Source organism: Anaerohalosphaera lusitana, assembly GCF_002007645.1.
In the GTDB taxonomy this organism is placed as follows: Bacteria; Planctomycetota; Phycisphaerae; order Sedimentisphaerales; family Anaerohalosphaeraceae; genus Anaerohalosphaera; species Anaerohalosphaera lusitana.
In genome coordinates this window covers 62,095-82,830 of the sequence record NZ_CP019791.1, presented here as the reverse complement: position 1 = coordinate 82,830, position 20,736 = coordinate 62,095, and the positions used below count along the sequence as shown (strand labels likewise).

The 20,736-nt window shown below is 52.8% G+C and carries 21 protein-coding genes; 3 read left to right on the top strand and 18 right to left on the bottom strand.

Features of this window, described 5'->3' with window-relative positions:
- Positions 1 to 332 precede the first annotated feature (332 nt).
- Entirely contained in the window at positions 333 to 1,898 is a 1,566-nt protein-coding gene (locus tag STSP2_RS00400; RefSeq protein ID WP_146658803.1) for a sulfatase family protein, read from the bottom strand.
- 159 nt (positions 1,899 to 2,057) lie between these two features.
- Positions 2,058 to 3,113: a dual-specificity RNA methyltransferase RlmN gene (gene rlmN, locus STSP2_RS00395; RefSeq protein ID WP_146658802.1), complete on the bottom strand. Its 1,056-nt coding sequence runs from the start codon at positions 3,111 to 3,113 to the stop codon at positions 2,058 to 2,060.
- A 97-nt stretch (positions 3,114 to 3,210) separates the two neighbouring features.
- On the opposite strand from rlmN, the gene STSP2_RS00390 reads away from it, so the two are divergent.
- Positions 3,211 to 3,672 (top strand): hypothetical protein, encoded by a 462-nt coding sequence (locus STSP2_RS00390; RefSeq protein ID WP_146658801.1) that lies wholly within the window; start codon positions 3,211 to 3,213, stop codon positions 3,670 to 3,672.
- A 23-nt stretch (positions 3,673 to 3,695) separates the two neighbouring features.
- On the opposite strand, the gene STSP2_RS00385 is transcribed toward STSP2_RS00390, so the two are convergent.
- From STSP2_RS00385 to STSP2_RS00310, 16 genes are all read right to left on the bottom strand, one after another.
- Positions 3,696 to 3,896, bottom strand: coding sequence for a hypothetical protein (locus STSP2_RS00385; RefSeq protein ID WP_146658800.1), 201 nt, complete (start codon positions 3,894 to 3,896; stop codon positions 3,696 to 3,698).
- A 150-nt stretch (positions 3,897 to 4,046) separates the two neighbouring features.
- Positions 4,047 to 4,313 carry a hypothetical protein gene (locus tag STSP2_RS00380; protein ID WP_146658799.1) on the bottom strand — a complete coding sequence of 89 codons (267 nt, stop codon included), beginning with the start codon at positions 4,311 to 4,313 and terminating at the stop codon, positions 4,047 to 4,049.
- A gap of 163 nt (positions 4,314 to 4,476) precedes the next feature.
- On the bottom strand, positions 4,477 to 5,115 hold the full coding sequence (locus tag STSP2_RS00375) for a hypothetical protein (protein WP_146658798.1): 639 nt from the start codon (positions 5,113 to 5,115) through the stop codon (positions 4,477 to 4,479).
- 32 nt (positions 5,116 to 5,147) lie between these two features.
- Positions 5,148 to 5,669, bottom strand: coding sequence for a hypothetical protein (locus STSP2_RS00370; protein WP_146658797.1), 522 nt, complete (start codon positions 5,667 to 5,669; stop codon positions 5,148 to 5,150).
- Between the two features lie 20 nt (positions 5,670 to 5,689).
- A complete protein-coding gene (locus STSP2_RS00365; RefSeq protein WP_146658796.1) occupies positions 5,690 to 5,923 on the bottom strand; it encodes a hypothetical protein in 234 nt (77 codons plus the stop codon).
- A gap of 11 nt (positions 5,924 to 5,934) precedes the next feature.
- Positions 5,935 to 6,174, bottom strand: a complete 240-nt coding sequence (locus tag STSP2_RS00360) for a hypothetical protein (protein ID WP_146658795.1) — start codon at positions 6,172 to 6,174, stop codon at positions 5,935 to 5,937.
- On the bottom strand, positions 6,164 to 6,955 hold the full coding sequence (locus STSP2_RS00355) for a sigma-70 family RNA polymerase sigma factor (protein WP_146658794.1): 792 nt from the start codon (positions 6,953 to 6,955) through the stop codon (positions 6,164 to 6,166). Before STSP2_RS00355 ends, STSP2_RS00360 begins: the two co-directional genes overlap by 11 nt.
- A 2-nt stretch (positions 6,956 to 6,957) precedes the next feature.
- Positions 6,958 to 7,188, bottom strand: a complete 231-nt coding sequence (locus STSP2_RS00350) for a hypothetical protein (protein WP_146658791.1) — start codon at positions 7,186 to 7,188, stop codon at positions 6,958 to 6,960.
- Positions 7,189 to 7,209: 21 nt separating this feature from the next.
- Positions 7,210 to 9,336 (bottom strand): flagellar biosynthesis protein FlhA, encoded by a 2,127-nt coding sequence (gene flhA, locus STSP2_RS00345; RefSeq protein WP_146658789.1) that lies wholly within the window; start codon positions 9,334 to 9,336, stop codon positions 7,210 to 7,212.
- A gap of 18 nt (positions 9,337 to 9,354) precedes the next feature.
- Entirely contained in the window at positions 9,355 to 9,690 is a 336-nt protein-coding gene (locus STSP2_RS00340) for a FliM/FliN family flagellar motor switch protein (RefSeq protein ID WP_146658787.1), read from the bottom strand.
- 33 nt (positions 9,691 to 9,723) lie between these two features.
- Positions 9,724 to 10,716, bottom strand: a complete 993-nt coding sequence (locus STSP2_RS00335; RefSeq protein WP_146658785.1) for a FliM/FliN family flagellar motor switch protein — start codon at positions 10,714 to 10,716, stop codon at positions 9,724 to 9,726.
- Positions 10,713 to 11,264, bottom strand: a complete 552-nt coding sequence (locus STSP2_RS00330) for a flagellar basal body-associated FliL family protein (protein WP_146658783.1) — start codon at positions 11,262 to 11,264, stop codon at positions 10,713 to 10,715. Before STSP2_RS00330 ends, STSP2_RS00335 begins: the two co-directional genes overlap by 4 nt.
- Positions 11,265 to 11,287: 23 nt before the next feature.
- Positions 11,288 to 12,676 carry a sigma-54-dependent transcriptional regulator gene (locus tag STSP2_RS00325; RefSeq protein WP_146658781.1) on the bottom strand — a complete coding sequence of 463 codons (1,389 nt, stop codon included), beginning with the start codon at positions 12,674 to 12,676 and terminating at the stop codon, positions 11,288 to 11,290.
- A complete protein-coding gene (locus tag STSP2_RS00320) occupies positions 12,676 to 13,674 on the bottom strand; it encodes a tetratricopeptide repeat protein (RefSeq protein WP_169852872.1) in 999 nt (332 codons plus the stop codon). Before STSP2_RS00320 ends, STSP2_RS00325 begins: the two co-directional genes overlap by 1 nt.
- Before the next feature lies 1 nt (position 13,675).
- On the bottom strand, positions 13,676 to 16,171 hold the full coding sequence (locus tag STSP2_RS00315) for a tetratricopeptide repeat protein (RefSeq protein ID WP_169852871.1): 2,496 nt from the start codon (positions 16,169 to 16,171) through the stop codon (positions 13,676 to 13,678).
- 357 nt (positions 16,172 to 16,528) lie between these two features.
- A complete protein-coding gene (locus tag STSP2_RS00310; protein ID WP_146658775.1) occupies positions 16,529 to 17,905 on the bottom strand; it encodes a sigma-54 dependent transcriptional regulator in 1,377 nt (458 codons plus the stop codon).
- Between the two features lie 644 nt (positions 17,906 to 18,549).
- Between STSP2_RS00310 and STSP2_RS00305 the strand changes: the two genes are divergently transcribed.
- Together STSP2_RS00305 and STSP2_RS00300 are read left to right on the top strand one after the other, a co-directional pair.
- A complete protein-coding gene (locus tag STSP2_RS00305; protein WP_146658773.1) occupies positions 18,550 to 18,993 on the top strand; it encodes a flagellar hook assembly protein FlgD in 444 nt (147 codons plus the stop codon).
- Positions 18,994 to 19,049: 56 nt separating this feature from the next.
- Positions 19,050 to 20,735 (top strand): flagellar hook protein FlgE, encoded by a 1,686-nt coding sequence (locus STSP2_RS00300; protein WP_146658771.1) that lies wholly within the window; start codon positions 19,050 to 19,052, stop codon positions 20,733 to 20,735.
- The last annotated feature ends 1 nt before the right edge of the window (position 20,736 follow it).

The window sequence follows — 20,736 nt, the reverse complement described above, 5'->3', positions numbered from 1 at the left end:
GATAAATAAGAGTTTAGATAAATGTAAACCTTGCCAGTCTGAGCATCAGGTTTTGTTCTCGAGCAGGTAAATTCCTTGGACATTTATAAAACAGAATGGCCAAACATGCAATTATTAGATGGCCAAAATGGAGGTTGTTACTATTTGAGCTTGCGATTCTTCAGCCAGATTGTGCTAAGCTGGCCGCAGGCGGCTTTTATGCATTCGCCGAATTTGCAGCGGACGGTCGTTTAGATGCCCGCCTTCATCAGCAGCCCCATAAAGCCGCCGATGCGTTCGCGGTTCCTTGCGGTTCCGTTTTCAGAAGCAGATCTTTTCTGCGAGGTTTGATCCTACCATGAATTGATGTTCCTGTTAACTGTCTTTTCGTACCAGTCGTCGGATGCGCGTATATATTCGTATTCGTCGAAGACATGTCCGTTGCCGAACATACGCGGGTCCTTCTGTTCCTTCAGCTCGTTGAAAAGCTGTGTTTTGAGTTTTTCCTTCAGGTCCGTATGCTCTTTGTCCCGCGCGAGGTTCTTAATGCATTCGGGATCCTCGCTGATGTTGTAAAGTTCATCGGCCGGGCGTTTGCCGAACGACATGTCCCAGTACCTTTTGGCTCGCGAGTAGCCGCTGTTGGTCCCAAGCACAACGCTCATGGTAGGGCTTGCATCGCAGTTGCGGTAGCCGGTCTCGGGATTGCCGACCGGCCAGCGGTCTGTCTCGAAGTTGTGGATGTAAAGATAATCGCCCTTGACGATCCCGCGGATTGGATAGCCCCAGTTGTGCGGCCTGCCAAGATCGTGCCGTTCCTTGCCGATGAGTACGTGGTCGCGTTCCTTTTCGACCAGGCCGTTCCTGGAAGATGTCAATATGTTCATCAGGCTTTTGCCCTGTATCGGCTGCATGCCAGACTGGGCCGGGGCGATCCCCGCTGCCTCCAAAAACGTCGGCGCAAGATCGATGAAGCTTACGAAATCGTTAACTACCCGCCCGGCCCGTGGATTGCCGTTCTTCCACATAGCTGCCATGGGCATGTGATTGGAATACTCGTATTCCTGCCCCTTGCACCGCGGGAAGGGCATGCCGTTGTCGGCTGTAACCACAACGATCGTGTTGTCGAGCTCGCCCTTTTCTTCCAGCATCTTGAGAATACTGGCCAGGTGGTTGTCCGCATGTTCGATCTCATATGCATAGTCAAGCATATCTGCGCGCACACGTTCGTCATCGGGCCAGAAGCCCGGGACCTTCTCGATCTGATCAAGCTTCTTGCCGCCTTTTTCTACGCCGCTGCGGTATTCATAACCGCGATGCGGTTCATATGCACCGTACCAGAAGCAGAAGGGCTGATCTTCGGGCTTGTCGTTATAAAAGTCGGCGAAGTTTGCGGCGTAATCGAGTTTGCTGATGCCCCTGGCTGGCGGCTCCAGCCTTCTTTTGCGATAAGATTTGCCGGTGAGCTGCCTGCGCTTGCCGTCGATCTTGCCCGAATTACCAGGTGCCCATCCCTTGCCCGTGCAGCCGACGAAGTAGTCGTTTTCGCTGAGCACTTCGGTAAACACCTTGAACTTTGCCGGGAAGTTGGGCCAGTGGTTCGCGGCTTCTTCGAGCTGCCATGAATTTCGGCCCGTAAGTACGCAGGCCCGCGAAGGCGCACACTTCGCATTAGGCGTATAGGCCCGATTGAAAAGTATGCCTTCCTCAGCCACGCGGTCGAATGCGGGCGTCTTGACCCAGCCACAGCCGTACGCACCCATATGCGGAAAAGACGCGTCGTCCCAAATACAGAACAGAATATTCGGGCGTTTTGGTTTTCCTTCAGAAGCGGCACGAGCATTTTCAAGGATTGTTGAAAACGAGCCGATCGCACCGAGTGAAAAAGCCGATTTGATGAGAAACTCGCGTCTTTGCATCTCGATCCCTTTCTTTTAGTATACTCAGTCTGTCAGCATGTCTTGCTTGTGACACAGGAAGACTCTGCACTGAACGCAGTAGTCCAAAAACCGCGCTACGCTATATATGAAGGTATTAGCAAAGGCTGTTTCGTATAAATTTTCCAGAAATTTGCTATTTTATGAGCCGCTGGTGTCCCCTGACCTTTTTTTATCCAGCCAGGTCGCGCCGAGCTGTCCGCAGGCGGCTTTTATGTCTTCGCCTCGTTTATAGCGGACGGTCGTTTCGATGCCCGCCTTCATCAGCAGGTCCATGAACCGTCCGATGCGGTTACGATCGCTCGCCTGGAAGTCACAGCCGGGGTGCGGATTGTACTCGATCAGGTTGACGTTGGCGTTAAGGCCCTTGAGCAGCTTTATTACCCGGGCGGCGTCCTGGTCGGAGTCGTTCACGCCCTTGATCATGCAGTATGCAAACATTACACGCCTGCGGGTTCTGGCCTGGTACTTTCGCACACTCGCCAGCAGTTCGTGCAGCTTGTATTTGCCGCCGATCCGCATTATCTTTGCGCGGGTCTCGTCGTCAGCCGCATGCAGCGAGATCGACAGATGCACCTGCAGCTCTTCATCCGCGAATCGTTCGATCGCCGACGGTATGCCGCACGTGCTGATGGTCAGCCGTCGCTGGGCGATGCATTTGCCCGCATGGTGATTCAGTATGTGCAGTGCCCGCATGGAGTTATCGTAATTGTCCAGCGGCTCGCCCATACCCATGAATACCACGTTATTGACCGTGCCCTCTTCCTCTGCAACCCGGTTGACCTGATCCACGATCTCGCCCGCGGTCAGGTTGCGGTTGAACTTCAGTTTTCCCGTCGCGCAAAACGCACAGCCCATCCGACAGCCCGCCTGAGTGGAAATGCACACCGTTTGGCGGTCGCGGTGCTTCATCAGCACCGATTCTACCCTCGCGCCGTCTGCCATCTCGAAGAGGAACTTGACCGTGCCGTCCGGGTCGATGAATTTCTCGACCAGATTCAGCCGTGAAATAAAATAGCCGGAATCTTTCAGTTTCGCCCGCAGATCCTTGGAAAGGGGGGTGATCTCGTCTATGCCGGCCGCATCTTTAGTGTGAATGAACGAAAAGATGTACTTTGCGTGGTACTTCTTGCCGCCCAGCTCGGGGAGCAACTGTTCCAGCTCTTCAAGCGTCTTGTTTTTGAGATCTTTATCCATTTTGCGGCAGTTAAAAGTGGTAATCGGCCTTTTCCTTATTCCAGCGTCAGGGCCGGCTCGTAGTTAAATTAGTAAACGAACTGGAAAGGATAGCAAAATGAAGAAGCTATTTCCAATAATATCTATAATCGCGATCGTGCTTATGTTCAGTGCTGAGGCTCTGGGCAAGGTGACCGTTCGGGTTCGCATAAGCGGCGGCGGTTACAGCAGTTATGTTGTAACCGGTTCCCCGGCGTTAATTTGCTACTATCCCGGATGCAGCCGAACTTACACGCACTATCATGGTGACGGGCTGATCATCACTAACCGGCGGTATGGCTATGACAGTCGGTATCCGTATTATTACCGCTATCAGAAGCCTTATTATCGGCACTACAACAGAAGGCACTATTACAACCCTTACTACAGGCGTTACACTCCCAGCCACAGGTACCATCGTTACAGCATCCCCAGATACCATCGTGCTCCGAGCTTACGCAGACATTATTATCATCGGCGCGTTCCTGTCTATCCGCATGGCGGGACAGGACACTACCAATATAAGCTGGACAAGAAGTAGCAGGCTGTGAGGTGCAAGGGGGGTTAGCCGTAGAGGTTGCCTTCCTCATCTACGTAGATGCGTCCTGCGGAGTTTTCTATTATGCGCATGGGTTTGTCGAGCTCCTCAAGTGCCGGTAATTTATACAAATGCCAGCAGGATTCACAGCGTGTCCGTTTGTCCGCCATGTCGGCAGGGAGGGTATAGGCAGCTCCGCATTGAGGGCATTTTGTGTGAATTTGCATAATAGTTAAACTTTCAGCGCATAAAACAGGCGAGGAAACAATTGTTAAGGACGGCCAACTGCATTCACTCGCCAAGTTACTACGTAATCCGTTACGATCATTCGCCAGCCATCCTTGGCCAACGTAAATCTAACAGGTTTTGTATTCTTTTTACAGGCCCACGGTCAGGATTCTGCGGGCGGTTGCTTCAATATTCTGCCTGGTTTCGAGTTCACCGCTCTGAAGCAGACTTCTTGCCTGCGCGACTGCGGTCCTGTCTACTGTTCCCAGATTTCGGGCTCTTTCAATAGTGCCGCTGTAATCCTTACCTATGGTGGACTCCAGAGCCTTTGAATTACGGCTCTTCTGGCCCGGCCTGTCGTTATTCAGCAGGTCCTGCATGTGGGTTGATATTCTGTTAGCAGGATTTATATTCATTTTGTTTACTTCCTCTTTTCCTGTAATGCCGGTTTTCTGTACTGATCGAGCGGGCTTCTTTCGCTCCGTTCAAAGTCATTGTCGAAGCGGACCGCCAGAACTTTAAAAAAAACCTGAAAAACTTCAAAAACTTTTTTACCGGCAAAATTGCGTTTTCAGTATCTTACTGCAGGGTTTCGGCAACCTCGTAGGCGACGAATTTGTTGAATATACGCGGGCTTTTCAGCGCCATCCGCCAATCCATGGGCTTGTATCCCTCACGCATTTGCGTCTCAAAAAACCGCTTGATCCGCTCCACTACGTTTCCGTCGGTGCTGTCCCACACCTGCTCTATAGCCCACAGTAGCTCGCCTGTATGACAGTCCACGAGTTTAAGACGCAGTCCTATGGACATGCGTGGATAGGGCTGGTACTGGAGCACCTGGCCGTACATTATGGCGTCGGTGCCTAGTGAATTCCGAATGAGCTCGAGCTGGTCTTCTTTGTAAGTTCCTTCTCCGTCTATGTTTACGCTCTGCCATGCCGGGTCGGACCTGTAAAGCGAACGAAGGCCGAAAATCTGCTTTTTATAGATGGATTCTGCAAGCTGGGCCGTGATATCTTCTGATATCTGCGGATATGCCGACTCATTTTCGGGCTCCAGCAGGACGACCTTGCCCACTCTGTGCAGGTCAGCGTAAGGATTGCGGTAATAAGTGATCGCAGGCTCGGTTGTGTCCGGCGCCACAAGAACCTTGCACCCGGCCAGGGGCAGTATCGCGCTAATTGCCGCTAGAGCTAGTATTTTGCTTTTATAGGTCATAAATGCATCCCAAAAAGGATTTGATCAACGGACTACTGTCCCTCGGACTGCTGTTCCTGCTGGACCATTTCAGCGCCCATGAGCTTGAGGATCTTCGCCAGTGCGCGAAGCTGTTCTGTATGAACGGTACGCAGTTCTTCACGATAACCGAGTACGTTTTCCTTCCACTTATCGAGCTCCATGCGCATATCGATGAGCAGTTCATTCGCTTCTTCGAGCTCTTTTTCGGTCTGGGCGAGGTTTTCCTTCAGCAGGACGGCACGTTTCTCCAGAACCTGGTTATCCTCCATCAGGGCCTCTTTTTCGGCGGTGAGCTCGTCTATCTGCTTGCGAAGCTCCTTGTTTTCTTCAGTCAGTATCCGCGTGGTATAGACCTGAGATGCTGCCTGCGCCTCTTGTTGAGCAGTTGCGCCGTCAAATCTCTGCCGTTCTGTTGTGGCTTGAGCAGGCTTGGCCGGTTCAGTGAGCCTTATCTCGACAGGTTTTTCCATCTCAGCGCAGCCGGTGAGTACCAGGCTGACAGCTATAACAGCGATTGATATTACTGATCTCATTTTCTTCCCCGTGATAAGAATTATTGTATATAATTGCATTGGATGTAGCTTTTAGTTCCGCATCCGCAGGTCACTTCAATTGTGGCGTAGGTCTGGGTTGTTTCGATGATTTTCGCTGTCGCTTTAGCTCCCGGCTTTGGAGCTGATTGCTGCGTGCCGGCCGCGGTTGCATTACCAGCGCTGTCCAGTGATATCTTGCCGTCAATCGTGATATTTTTCTTTTTGATTATTCTTGCAGCCGGTTTAGTCAGCATCGTTCCCTCGTTTATGCGTGAAAATCAATATGTCCTTCGCCGTCGTCATCCGTTTGTTCGCTGAGCGATTCGAGTTCCTTTTCGACCAACTCATCGAGCTGCTGCTGCATCGCTCGACGGCGTTGTTCTCTTTTTTTCTGCTCGCGTTTGCGTTTATGTTCCTTGTTTTCTACTTCGTTATGCAGGTTCTTTTTGCCCGCGACATGGTGCAGAGAGTCAACCCTTCCGATGTTGATGTCTCTATCGGGCATTGTCATGATCCTTCAACAACGATCCGAGTTTGAACACCGCTGACGAATGAAGCTGGCTTACCCGGGATTCGGTTATTTCGAGAACCTCGGCGATCTCCTTCATGGTCAGTTCCTGCTGGTAATACAGTATGACGATCTGCCTTTGTTTCTGGGGCAGACGTTCGATCGCGTCCGCCAAGTCATGAACAAGTTCTTCACGTTCGATCCGCTGTTCGGGCTGGCCTGATTCCGAACCTGCCAGCACATTAGCCAACGCCGGCTCATCCTCGGTGTAGCCGCTCATGGACAAAAAGTACCTGGCCCGTCCCTGCTCGTATGTTTTGTACAGCTTGTCAACGCCGATGCCCATTTTCTTCGCGACTTCCTCATCGCTTGGTGAATGACCGGTATGGGCCATCACTTCATCGTGTATCGTCTGTGCTTCCTGGAGCTGTTTGTTCAGGCTCGGCGGAGCGAACGACCAACTGCGCAATTCGTCGATGATCGCGCCGCGTATGCGTATGTAGGCGTAAGTCTGGAACTCGGCGTTCTTCGTGCTGTCGTAATCATGGGCAGCTTTGATCAGGCCTATGGTTCCCGCGCTGACAAGATCGTCGCGGGTCAGCGGAGGCTGCAGGTAGCTCGTCACCTTGCTGACGAGCTTGTGGACCATCGGCAGAAACTGTGTGACCCGCTGATCAGCGTTCGGCTGCTTCTGCTGCTGGGCGTACTTTCTCGCAGCGAGCGACTTCAACTGCATCTGATCGTCAAGGACTGCTTGTTGTTGACGGTGATCTGTCACGGCTAACTACCATTCCTGTTCTGATTGCCCTGGTTCGATATGATCTGCGCTACAACGATCCGCATCGCAAGACGCAAAGCGATCGTCGCTCCGACGTACACAAAGATCGCGCCGCATATTCCGCGGTAACCGCATACCAGCGGATCGACATCACTGCAGGCGCCGATTCCCGCGATCAGGAAAAACGCCAAAACTGCTACTGTTACTGCAAGTGAACGAATGTACTGCTTCACTTCTGCTTCCTTTCAGATCGCCTAAACGTTACTCTGTTGACCATTCAGTGCCATCGCATCGCTGGTCTGCAAAGCCACATTCTCAACTGTCTCCATATCCGTGCCCGGCTCGATCTCGTCGTATGACAGAACCGGCAGCCGGGGCAGTGATCTTTCCAGCATCTCGGCAAGAGCGGATCGCTGTCTGCTGTCGCAAAGCAGAACCACGTTTTCGCATGCCTTGTTCATCGCCGACTTCCACGCTGCCGCGACACCTTCGTGTATCTGCATCGCAAGCTCGGGCGATATGCTCAGCACGAGTTCTTCACCCTGCGTCTGCAGCGAGGAGACCATCTGATGCTCGAGATGCGGGTCAAAAGTTATCGCCATGATCTTGCCTGTCATCTGGTCCTTGTACCGCGAGGTTATCGTCCTTCGCAAAGCCTTGCGAACCAGCTCCGTCAGGACAGTTGCACTCTTAGTTTTCGAGATATGCTCGCCAAGGGCTTCAAGAATAATCGCAAGATTTTTGATCGGTATGCGGTCCTTGAGCAGCTTCTGCAAAACGCGCTGCAACAGTCCGACCGAAACCTGTTCACCCACCACGTCGCCGACCAGCGACGGCTGCGATTTACGCAGACGATCAACAAGCTGCTGGACATCTTCGCGGGTAAGCTGTTCGTGTGCGTGCTGTGCCAGCGTTTCCGACAGATGCGTTATCAAAACCGATTCGCAATCTATCACGGTGTATCCGCACAGCTCGGCCTGTTCCTTCTGCTCTTCGCTGATCCACATAGCGGGCAGACCGTAGACCGGCTCGGTGGTCTGCTGTCCCTGGATCGGTGTGTGCACCGTACCCGGATCCATTGCCAGATACTTATCCGGCTCGAGCCTGCCGGACGCGATAGTATGATCGAACAGCCGTATCTCGTAAGCGTTCGGCTCGATATTGATATTGTCGCAAAGACGCACCAGCGGAATTATCAGCCCCAGCTCCTTCGCGAACTTGCGCCGCAACGCCCCGATCCTATCGAACACACTGCTCTTCTTTCGCGGGTCCACCATCGGTATCAGCCGAACGCCAACCTGCACTGAGATCATATCAATATTGAGAAGGTCCTCGACAGGCGTCTTCTCGGACTCCTGGGCCTTTTCGCTTTTCTCAGCGGTCGACTCGTTTTCCTCATCCTTGCGGGCCGCCTTTTTAAGCGACTGCGAGACAAAGATGCAAGCAACTGCCAGGCCGAAGAACGGTACTTTGGGCAGCCCCGGCACCAGACCAATCGCTCCGATCAGTATACCCGCGATCATCAGCGACTGCGGATTGCGAAGCATCTGGTTGGTCAGGTCATGACTCACGCTTTCCGTCGAAGAAGTCTTGGTTACCAAAAAGCCTGAACTTATCGCTATGATGACCGACGGTATCTGACTCACCAGTCCGTCACCGATGGACAGCGTGCAGTAGCGTGCCGCGGCCTCACTGACAGACATGTCGTTCATCGAACCTATGATAATACCGCCGACGAGGTTCACGCAGGTAATGATCAAGCCTGCGATCGCGTCACCGCGGATGAACTTACTGGCACCATCCATGGCACCGTAGAACTCGCTTTCCTTAGCGATAGCGTCTCTTCGCTCTTTCGCCTGGGCATCCGTGATCGCGCCGGCATTCAGATCGGCGTCGATCGCCATCTGCTTACCGGGCATCGCATCCAACGCGAAACGTGCGTTAACTTCACTGATACGCTCGGCACCTTTCGTGATCACAACGAACTGGATCACGACCAGGATCAGGAACATGACCAGGCCCACGACGAGGTTTCCGCCGATAACGAGCTGGCCGAACGTGTCGATGATATTTCCCGCATCCGCCTTGAGCAGGATCAGACGCGTAGATGATACGTTAAGGCTCAGCCTGTAAAGTGTGACGAACAGAAGCAGCGACGGGAACGTGCTAAGCTCCAGCGCCTTCTTGGCCGAGAGCGTTACGATCAGCACACCAACAGCCAGACCTATACTGCACGCCAGCAGGACGTCCAGCAGCACCGGCGGCAGCGGCACGATGAGCATTGCCAGTATCGTCGCCAGACCGACAGCGAAGACCACGTTGCTGTGGTTTGCTAATGACGATACTATCGGACCATTACCGAGTGCTTTCTGACCGCTCATATATTACCTGGGAATTTGCTAGATACCGAGAACTTCTTTGATGCGGATGGCGAATCGGCCGTCCACTACTACGATGTCGCCTGTTGCGAATTTGTTGCCCTGCACATACAGCTCAGCAGGTTCGTCGATGAGTTTGTCCATCTGAAGCACGGAACCGGGACCGAGCTGCAGGAGCTGCTTGATCGGAACCTGCGCATCGCCCAGGTTCACCGTGATCGACATGGTGATATCCAGCAGCAGGTCGAGATTGCCCTCGCCCTGGCCCTTCGCCGAATCCACCGCTTCACCGAGTTCCACTTCCTGTGCCTGGGTCGTCTTAGCGTCCTGTTCCACTGCCTGTTCAGTTTCTGCCATAATAAAAACCTTCCGTGTTCTTCTTATGAAGCTCTAACCCGTCTGGATGATGCTGTTTGCGGGTTTTTTGACTATATCCGTTATCGTGACCGCATAGCGGTTCATTGATTGTCCGAGTTTGCCGTGATAAAAAACGCTTCCGTCGATCTTCAGCTCCACGGGCGCATCCACCGTCTGATCGAGCACGAGAACGTCACCCTCTTCGACGGTCATCAGATCCGCAACCGCTGCCGATGCTGTACCCAACTGGCATTCCATTTCCAGCGGTATGTTGTTCAGGTGCCCAACGATCAGATCCTGGATCTGCTTCGCGGTCAGGTTCTTCTGTTCGCTGCTTATGTCGAACATCGAGTCAAAGCTTCGCGACAGCATTGCAAAAGATGCGCTCGTCTGCTCTTCCCCATCAGCGACGGCGAATTCGAGTACGGACATCTCTTCGAAGTCCGTGATGTTCTCCAGCGGCCACTCTTCAAATGTCAGTTCGTGTCCGCTCTTCAACGCCGGCAGGTTATGTCTTGTAAAGCAATTCGAAAGAACGCTGATGATCTTTTTGACATGATCGGTAAGCAGTGACATCTCAAGCTGCGACAGCTCCGCTTCGTCGACGTTTTCCGGTATGGCGTCCTTCAGTATTTTCGCGGCCCAATGAACGGCTGATCGTTTCGGTAGGATGACCATGCCTATCGGGGCTCCGCCTTCTTCGCCGAACGTCAGGTAATGACAGCCGCGTGTGTTATTCTGTATATTCTGCAGCTTTGTCGCGAAATGCTCCTCGATTCCGGGAATTGTGACCGTTACCTCGTCCGAATAGACGCTCATGAACTGTTCAGCAAGTTCAATATCCAGCTCATCGGTAAATTCCTTCAGCCTGCGATGATGCCGGGTGCTGAAGTGGTGCGGACGCGTCCAGTCGTATTCGACAGCGTCGACGTCCGGCTCCTCCACAGGCAGGTTCTGCTTCGCCTTGGCGAGCAGCGCCTTGAGCTGGTCCTTGCTGATCATGTTTTCGGTCATGGCTTCGGTCATTGTATCGCGAACTCTTTTAGCAGTATCTGCTTGATTAGCGGTTTTGAATCAGGGAAAAGTCTTCGATTAAACTCGTCACAGACGAGATTTTTAATGCGTTCTTTGTTCTTGCCTCCGTTCGCTTCGTCCAGCGTCAGACTTGACAGAAACGTCGTCAGCCAGTCACGCAGATAAGGCGTTTTGAGCCCAAGGAACTCTTTTCCTTTTTCTTGTGCCATATCTCCGGAGATTTCCATTATCAACGTCGCTCGAACGAATCTGGTCGCTCCCGGCTCATTGAGATTTGCAACCACCGGCTCCAGTTCGTAAGTCCAGGGCTTGCTGCCCTCTGTGCTCTCAGCCAGAAGGGCGTTGATCTCTGCCGATGGGTCCTCTTTCTTCTCCTCGGCAGCTTGCTCACCCTGCGGTTTAGTGTCCGCAAACAAGCCGCTGACAAAATAACCGCCCGCCGCAAATGTCAGGCTTATAACAGCGGTGATGATGTGTCCCAACAGGCAGGGACGCTTTTTCTCTTTGGTGTCCTTTTTTTTCTTTTCTTCGTCAGCCATTTTTACTCCCGGTACTTATTGCTCTAAGCTGTTTCCTGTAATAGATCGCGGTTCCGATAACGTTTGATCTTTTCCCTGATGGTACGATCACTGATACCGAGCACCTCGGCGGCTTTTGTCCGGTTGCCCTGCGTCTGATCGAGAGTCGCCAGAATGGCCTGCTGCTCGATCTCGGCAAGGCTTTTCGTCCCGATCATGTCTGCGAGCCCATTGATCTGGGCCTCATGGTCGGTATTTAGCTCTTCGAAAAGCCAGCTAACGTCCGCTAATTGCAGCGTTTCGCCGGTCCCGAGTATCAAACAGGTGCGTATCACGTTGCGGAGTTGGCGTACATTGCCCGGCCAGCCGTACCTCTGGAATACATCGACCAGAACGGCGTCGAGCTTGCCTATCTTTCTGCCGGTTTCGCTGGCTAATTCGTTAATAAAGTGCCAGATAAGCTCTTCCAGGTCTTCCTTCCGTTCTCGCAGCGCCGGCACCACGATTCTAACACCCGAAAGACGGTAGTACAGGTCCGCACGGAAATTGCCCCTCCGAACCTCTTCAGCAATGTCGCGATTGGTTGTGCTTATGACCCGAACATTGACATTTATATCGTTTTCGCTGCCCACGCGCTCCAGCCTCTGCTCTTCGAGTACGCGAAGCAGTTGTGCCTGGAACGCAGGCGGAGTCTCTGTTATTTCATCGAGCAGAAGGGTCCCGCCGTTAGCCCGCTCGAACCTGCCCTTGCGAGTCGACTGGGCACCTGTAAAGGACCCTTTTTCATGGCCGAACAGCTCGCTTTCGAGCAATGATTCGCTCAATGATGCGCAGTTTACCTTTACGAACGGCCCATTGTTTCGCTGGCTCTGATCGTGTATGTACTGTGCGAGCAGCTCCTTGCCCGTCCCGCTCTCTCCGCAGATAAGAACCGGAGCGTTCGTACCAGCAACACGCCTGGCCATGTGGATCGTCTTCGATAACGCCTGACTCTTGCCGACCATCAAACTGCGGCCAACATTGCCCAGTGCCGCCATGACATGTGTATTGTGGTTGGGCAGCCAGGTCTCGACCAGCTTGCAGGCCTGGTCCTTGCTCAAAGGTTTTGTAAAAAAGTCGGCAAAATCTTCTCTGATAGCGGAGATGCCCGCCCGGCTGCTGTCTTCCTCGCTCAGCATGATAACAGGCAGTTCGGGGTTTTCCTCTTTCGCTGAACTCTTCAGCTCCTTGCATGTTTCCAGATCGAAACCTGTTGCCGGGCTGTTGGTGACTATAGCCAGATCGAATTCATTGTTACCCAGCTTCTTAAACGCATCTTTCCCGCTCGAAGCGACCACGGTTCGCACACCCTGTGCGGCACAGGCCTGCAGTAATACAGGCGAGACATCCGAGTCGATGATCAGAACGTGTTTTGATGGTTTAATTCTTTGCATCAGTTTTTCGTTGGGTTGCTCTCAATAAGTTCCATCGGCTTTTCATTCATCAGCCAGCGAAGTACCTGCCGTTTGACCGTCGCACATTTGGTCCATTCGCTGTTGGGCTGTTCCCGCATAAGCTGTTCGTAAATGATCTCAGCCTCTTCCGGCTTTGTTTCATACAGGCAGTTGCCCAGTTGAAAAAGTATCCAGGCCCTCTCAGGGTCCGTCTTACTGTAATTCTTTCCGTATTTGTCCAATGCCTGCCGATAATACTTCGCTGCGAGCTCTTTTTCACCCGCCGAGAAAAGTGCTTCCGCCAATGCAAAATGATCTACAACCCGAGTTGGATTGTTCTTGATAAGTTCCTTGAGCGAAGTCTCTTTTACGGTCGCCTCATCATCAGCATTTTCTTGAGGAATTTCGCTTTGTGTTTGAGGTTTTTCGCTGTTCTCTTCACTTATTTCTGGCTCGCTTGCGGGCAGAGAACTGTTGGTTGATGAAGTTTCGCGAACCTTGACAAAACGCAGCGAGCGGAGCTCTGCGAGCAGTTCATCCATTTCACCGCTGTCGCTCTTAAATTTGACGGGCGATTTCATTTCTATGGGTGTATATGTTTCCTTGCGTACCTGTTTGATGAGCTCACTTGTGCTCTGCTTTGTGTCTTTTTCAGTCACAGCCGGCACGAGATTAGGGTCGCTGTTTGCCGTCTTCGACTCCGTGGTCTTCTGCTGTTCTTCTGTCTCGTTATTCTCAGCAGGTACATTGGGATCAGAGACTGTTTTATTGTCTATTACAGGAGTTTCAGCTTTTTGTGGTTTTTCAGTTGTGTCGGCCTTGGCGTTGTCTGCCGACTTCTCAGCCTCGTCCGCATCCTGCACATCATCGCCATCTGCGACCTTGAGAATTTCACTCAGGTATCTGTTGAGCGTCTCGATACTGTTCGGGTCCTCAGCCTTGCAAAGACCGTTGGCAAACAGCAGCGTCAGTATTGAAATATATAGAATTCTTTTCATATCAGTTGTTCGCGGGATTGTAAACACCAGCAAATGCCATCGCGGCCTTGTCATATTGTTTCTGGTTCTTGTATGCGGTTCCAAGAATGCTCAGAGCCGTTTTTCTGTTACGCTGATCCAGCGGAGTTGCCAGCAGTTTGGAACATATATCGACCGCCTGTTCATCCCGCCCCGTGTCTATGCAGAGATCCGCCAGCTCAAGAGTGGTTTCGAGTTTATACTTGCCCTCGGACAGATCATCCAAAGCCGCAAGATATTCCTGCTCGGCCCGGTCGGTATCGCCTGCAGCGACATAACTGCGTGCAAGTTCAACCAGCAGTTCGCCCCGCAGCTCTGCGTTCGCAAGGAATTCGATCTTCTGGTTAAGCAGCATGGCCGACCTTCTCGGCAGATCGATCTCCCTGTAAATACGTGCCTGTGCCTTGAGTATTTCGCAGGACTGTTCCAGCGTCAGATCTTCCTCATTGGGCGCAGCCAGTATATTGAGAGCTTCCGCGTAGTCGCCGTGACTCATCATGGTCTGGGCCCAGGAAAGGATCACGTTCGCGTACTGCTTGCGATCGAGATTGCCCGTAAGTGCAAGTCTGAACGCTGTCGTAGCGTCCTCGTATTTACCCAACGCGAATTTCGTCTTTGCGAGCGTGTAATAAAGTTCGCCTTTGTCGATCTCGGGATCGTCGTTGTAAAATTTCTCGCATCTTTCGAACCATGCTTCAGCCGAACCGAACTGGCCCGTCTCATAGTTGCATATCGCCGCTCCATAGGCCGCTCTCGCTTTGGCACGTCGAGTAATATTGAGATTGTAAACCTTAGCGAAAAGGTCCGCTGCCTCGCCGTATATGCCCGATTTCATCGTCGCCTGGGCCAGATACAGGTAGGCCTGGTCGGATATGCGAGCCTTGGGATACTGCAGCACGATGTTGGACAGATCCTCGCGTGCGCCCGCGTAATCCTTCATATCAGTTTTGATCCTGCTCGAATATAGAAGAGCGTACGGAGCCAGTTCACTGTCGGAGTACCTGCTTGCGACCAGTTTGTACTCACCGATGGCTACGTTTTCCTGTCCGCCTGCAGAATATACCGCTGCCAGCCCGAAATGAGCATTCGCCACCCGCGGATCCTGCGGATAACGATGCAGGAAATGCCTCCACACAGCCATGCTCTCGTTGACCATCATTCGTTTGTGGAAAGCCAGCGACACATACGTACGCGGATTATAGACCGTCAGATTATTAGTATCGCTTCTCACTATCAGCCCGGCACTTCCGGCAGCGTATTCAGGTATCTTCTGCTCGATCGTCTTGGGAAGGTAAAGATTGATGGGCCGGTTCGTGAATTGCTCCGCCGTTTTGTGCCAGCTCACCCCATAGCCCTGGTAGTTCGCATACCTGGCGATAAACTCGTCCACGGGACAATCCAGTGCGATCGCGGAAAACGTCCCCCCGCCAAGCGATTCACGTCTTTCCCTGATCGCCGGCCCCATGGCTGCATCGGCCATTGATTCGATACCCTTTTGCAGCAGTTCCTCGATCCCCTTCTTATCCATCGCAGGCAGGTGGTACGGCGTCATGTATTCTGCCCAGCTCTGACCAGGCAGTTCAGTATTTGAGTTGCTCAGCGAGATCGTTTCACGCGTAAGTGCATTGCCGATAAGCATATAGCAATCACGCTCGATCACTGCAGGGAAGTGGTCCTTAAGAGTGTGGAACAGGGCCAGCGAGCGGTATGCATGCTCGCGGGCACTCAAAAAGTTTTCGTTTTTGAAATCTATGAAAGCCAGATAGTAGTTGCTCATGGCTCGAATGGCCGGTGACCTGCTCTGCAGTGCATTGGTGAAAAGCTTGCTCACCTTGTCGGCGTCATCCATGTAGTAATGGCACAAAGCGACCTGCAGATCGATAAGATCCCTGAACAAGTTATCCGTATCACCAGGTTTCAGCCGCTCACGCAGCTTTTCGTATATCTTCAACGCCTGGTCATAGTCACCGCCCACAAAACTTTCATGGGCAAGCTGCCAGGATACCGGCATTTCGATCTCGGCCGGCTGATCGGTCTCGGCATCTTCCTCAACTGCCTGCTCTGCACTTGCGGCAAGTTCGGTTTCGTTCTCGGCAATATCAGGCAACGCCTCCCTTGTGACACGTTTAGGCGCCGGGTTGTTTCCGGACTGGGCAGAGCTCGTCTTGGGTACCGGGTTCCACAGGATCAGTACCAGCATGATCGCCATCGCGCCAAGCGCCGCATACATCAGCGGGATCCGCAGCTTTGCCATCTTACCGCTGCCGTTCTCGTAGGATTTGAGCTCTTTTTCCAGGTCCGCTACATAGTCTTTGTGTTCCACAGGCGCACCTGACGCAGTTTCCAGCAGCTCGCGGGTCTGCTCACCCCCGCCGAACAGATCGTCAAAACCCGCTGAATCCGGCTCGGCTCTGTTCCCGGCCCCGTCTTCCGCAGGTGCGTTCCCGTTTGCAAAAATGTCCTGATCGTCTTTCGCCATGTCCTGGCTCGGTCCTCGAAAAAAGCATTTCGGCCCTCGCGGGCGCGTTCTCATTCGTTGCCGATATCTGTGCAATAATCATGCCAGCCAGCCCGCACTAGCTCATCATGGAAAGAATCGCTGCTGAAGGGCTCAAAAAAACCGTTTTGACCGGACTTTTTTCTGGGTGAATTTCCGGAGTGTGTAAGAATTTGATACGTCTTGCCCTCGCTGTTCAACACTCAGACACGGCCCCGGTTGACGGACCGCAATCGCCTTCCAGATCACGCAGTCTGACCGCAAGGCGCATATGATTCGCGAGTTTCAAAAGGAATGACGACCCGGCCACACGCGGCATCATCGGGCCGCTTTGCCGACTCACGCAGTTGCAGCTACTTTGCCCGCGTCCGCATCGATGTTGTAATGCTTGACCTTGGCGTAAAGCGTCGCCCTCGTGATCCCCAGCATAGCCGCTGCCCGAGTCTTCTGCCCCTTGGCCTCTTTGAGCGCCCGGTCGATAAGCTCCTTTTCAGCATTGGCAAGCGAGAAATCCTGTATGTTCTCCACAGGTGAAGCGGATTTGGCCGACGAGAAATCCGTCGGGTCGAATATCAAACTGCTGCACCCGATCTTGTCGGTCGTTTCAAGCAGCATCGCCCGGTCTATCACGTTCTTGAGCTCCCTGACATTGCCGTCCCAACTGTGATTCTTGAGCGATTCGATTGCCAGTTTTGTCAGCCCCTTTATCTTCGCAGCCTTATCCGGAGCCACCGTCGAGTTCTCGATGAAAAACTTCGCCAGCAGTTCGATGTCGTCCTTACGATCGTGATGCCTCAGCGGCGCCAGTGCGACCGGAAATACGTTGAGTCGGTAGAACAGATCTCTCCTGAACTTGCCGTTTTCCACCTCGTCATTGAGGTTGCGGTTACTGCTCGCGATGATCGTCGCCTTGCACTGTATCTCCTTTGTGCCGCCGACTTTACGAAATCTCTTCTCCTGTATAACACGCAGCAGTTTCGCCTGCAGTTCCAGCGGCATCTCGCTGATCTCATCCAGGAATATCGTGCCCTCATCTGCTGCCTCGAACAGGCCCGTCTTTTCCGACTCTGCCGATGTGAACGAGCCCTTGACGTGCCCGAAAAGCTCACTTTCCAGCAGATTCGCCGTCAGGGCCGCACAGTTTACCGCTACAAAAGTCTCATCGCTTCCGTGCCTCAGATTGTGTATCGCCTGGGCCGCGACTTCCTTACCCGTGCCCGTCTCGCCGACGACCAGGATCGGATCACAGCCGCTCGATGCGACCAGACGTATCATCTTTAGCGCCTTCACAGTCGCTTCGCTCTTGCCTACCATCTGAACACATGGCGGGCACTGACTGTCAAAATACTCGCTTTGACCTCCATTTTCGCCATCCGCGATACGGTCGACTACCAACCCCAGCTTGTCCAGGCCCTTTACCGCATCGATACACGCGAAAGCGCCAAGGCTAAGAAAATCGTTCACAGTCTCTTCTTCAGCATCATCACGAACAATGATCACAGGCATAAGGTCGTTGGTTTCAACATATTTGAGGGCTCTGCAGGTGTCGGCATCGCTGATACTGGGGTCAACTATCATCGCTTCCGGCTCCGACCGGTCCGTGATGTCCCACGCTTCACCGATGCTGTCCGCTGCGAAAACTGCATCTGCCATCGTTGCCGCAAGCTGCTGTATCCGGCTGTCCCTGCCCAGTACGAGTATCCTGTTTAGCCCCATTTTCACCTGCCTGTAGAGTACGAATTAAAAACCTTATTATGCGAGATCAAAAGTATATGCCTAATCAATCGGCCGTAAAGTCGACCGAGCTTTAATATTTTTATGGGACCGACCAATAATATTGCCGATTTTGGAGTAAAATCTTGCAAATTCCCGGACGTTACGGCTTATCGGACGTTGTGAGGACCCTCAGCGGTCCAAAAATCCGAGCTTTTCAACTCGTTCGCAAATCCGCTTCGCCTCCGTTTCCATCATGCCCAAAAGTCCCATAAGATGCTTTACCTTCGGCAGTAAAAGGGTATTGCACTTGAGATTTTTTCAAAAAAAACTGTCCATATATTCCGCTCGCTTTCGACCATCGTCAAGCCGGGCCGCTGCGGTGGGGGTCGTGACACCGGTACAGCGGCTGCAGCTTGCTTCACCATGCGGAAGTTTCTTCCGGGCCATGCTGAATAATTGAGCACCCGAAAGCCAGGGCGCATGGAAAGTAATCACAGATCAGAGCTTTAGCTTCTGATTTAAGTGCTTATAAATAAATGGCTTACGGCTTAGTATGTTCCGGCCTCGGTTCAGTGGCACAGTAATTGCAATAGTTTTAGCCCGGATGATTGTGTTTATGATGATACTAATTGCAGGAACAAGATATGAGCTCGATTAATTCAATGCAGTCCGCACAGCAGCTCCAGATGGACTACATGCGGCTGCTGACTACTCAACTGCAGCACCAGAATCCGCTCGATCCTATGGACAACGAGCAGATGACGGCCCAGCTTACTCAGCTCTCACAGCTCGGCCAGCTCGAACAAATGAATACCAGTTTTGCGCAAGTGCTTGAAAGCACTAAGCTTAACTACGCAGGGAACCTGGTGGGCAAGGAAGTGTCCTTCATGGACTACTCCCGGATGGGACCGAACAACGTCCCCGGCGTCAAGGTCCTCGGCATCGTAGAAAAGGTCGACGTCGAAGGCGAAAATGTCATGCTCAACGTCGGCCAGTACGACCAAAGCGGGTCTAAAGTCAAGACTCACACTATAAATATGAAGGAAGTTGATACTATCGGATTCAACGTAACTGACGTTCTCAAGTAGCGGCCGCTTAGCAATAAGGTCGCTATTTTCAAAGTTCTATTGAAGGAGATTGACAAATGGGTGCATTATCGACTGGTGTTACGGGATTGACTTCCCACCAGAAAATGCTCGAGGTGACAGGTAATAATCTGGCGAACGTAAATACGACTGCATTTAAGAGCGGACAGGTTCGCTTTGCCGAACTGCTCAGCCAGACCGTCCGTAAAGCTTCTGCCCCCACCAACGGGGCCGGCGGCACAAACCCCATCCAGATGGGTACCGGCGTAGGAATTGCCAGCATCGTGAAAAATATGAACCAGGGCGACTTCCTCGAAACCGGCCAGGCTCTGGACATGGCGATCGAGGGCGAGGGCTACTTTGTGCTCAACACCGGATCGGGTAACGTCTTCACCCGTATGGGATCGTTCGCTATCGACGCGGACTCATATCTGGTTGACCCCGCCACCGGTTACAGGCTCCAGCGGTACGGAACGGCCGGCGAATCCGAAGGCTTCCAGGCCCCGGGCGTCAGCAGCATCAAGATCCCCAGCGACGCGGCAATGCCCGCAAGCGCAACCACCTCATTCGACCTCTCGAGTAATCTCCGCGCGGTCGGCGGCGATCCAAAGGCTGCACATTTGATAATGGGCGAAGAGTCGTCATTCATCAATTCGGCAGGCAAAGACGCTGTAGGAACCGATACTATAGCATCACTGCAGCAGTTCAGCGGAACCTACAACGCCGGCGACGTCATCGAGATTAGAGGAACTAAAAAGGACGGCACAGCCGTATCCGTCGACTGGACCGTTCCCGCCGGCGCGACTCTTAATGACTTGGTCTCTGAGATCAGCACTGCGTTTGGCTCTGGCGCCGCAGATGGGTCTACCGCTTCTTTCTCCGGAGGACAGATATCATTGAAAGATGATACCGCCGGCTACAGCCTTACTGATATGACACTCAATTATGTCGGGGCCGACGCAGGTGATCCTGCCGGCCTGGAACTGCCGGGTTATTTCGAGATGGCTCAAGCAGGCGGTAATGACGTCCATAATGTGAATCTTGAGATCATAGACTCCAATGGTGGTACGCATGCTGTAACTGCTTCCTTTGTCAGAACTGATACCGATAACCAGTGGGATCTGGTTCTGGGCAAGCTCGGCGGAAATGTCCTGGACATGTCCGACAGACGAATCGAAGGTATAAAGTTTGACGGCACCGACGGAAGCTTTGAAGGGATAAATGATTCCAGTAACGCTTTCAGCTTCCGTTTCGGATTCGATCCTGCAACCACTCAGACTGTAGAGGCAAACATGGGAACCGTTGGCGGGTTTGACGGTTTGACACAGTTCAACCTTGGTGCGAATGTGGATTCGACCGCTACAGCCAGCAATGCCAACGGCTACGAAGCCGGTGAGCTGGCTACCGTAGCCGCTGAGGGCGGCAATATCGTAGGTGTGTTCTCCAACGGTATCAAGAAGACCATCGCGACGGTTCAAATGGCTGTCTTCAGGAATCCGTCCGGCCTGGAAAGCGTCGGTAACGGTTACTACACCGGTTCCGGCAACTCGGGTGATCCTGTCGTAACCAGATCGGGCGGCGGCGGTGGCGGTTCGATAAAGAGCCAGAAGCTCGAAAAGTCTAACGTCGAGATCGCAAAGGAATTCGTCAATCTGATCGAGGCACAGAATGGCTATCAGGCCAACGCGAGAACCATCAAGGTCGCCAACGATGTGCTTCGCGAACTCACCAATATAATAAGGTAAG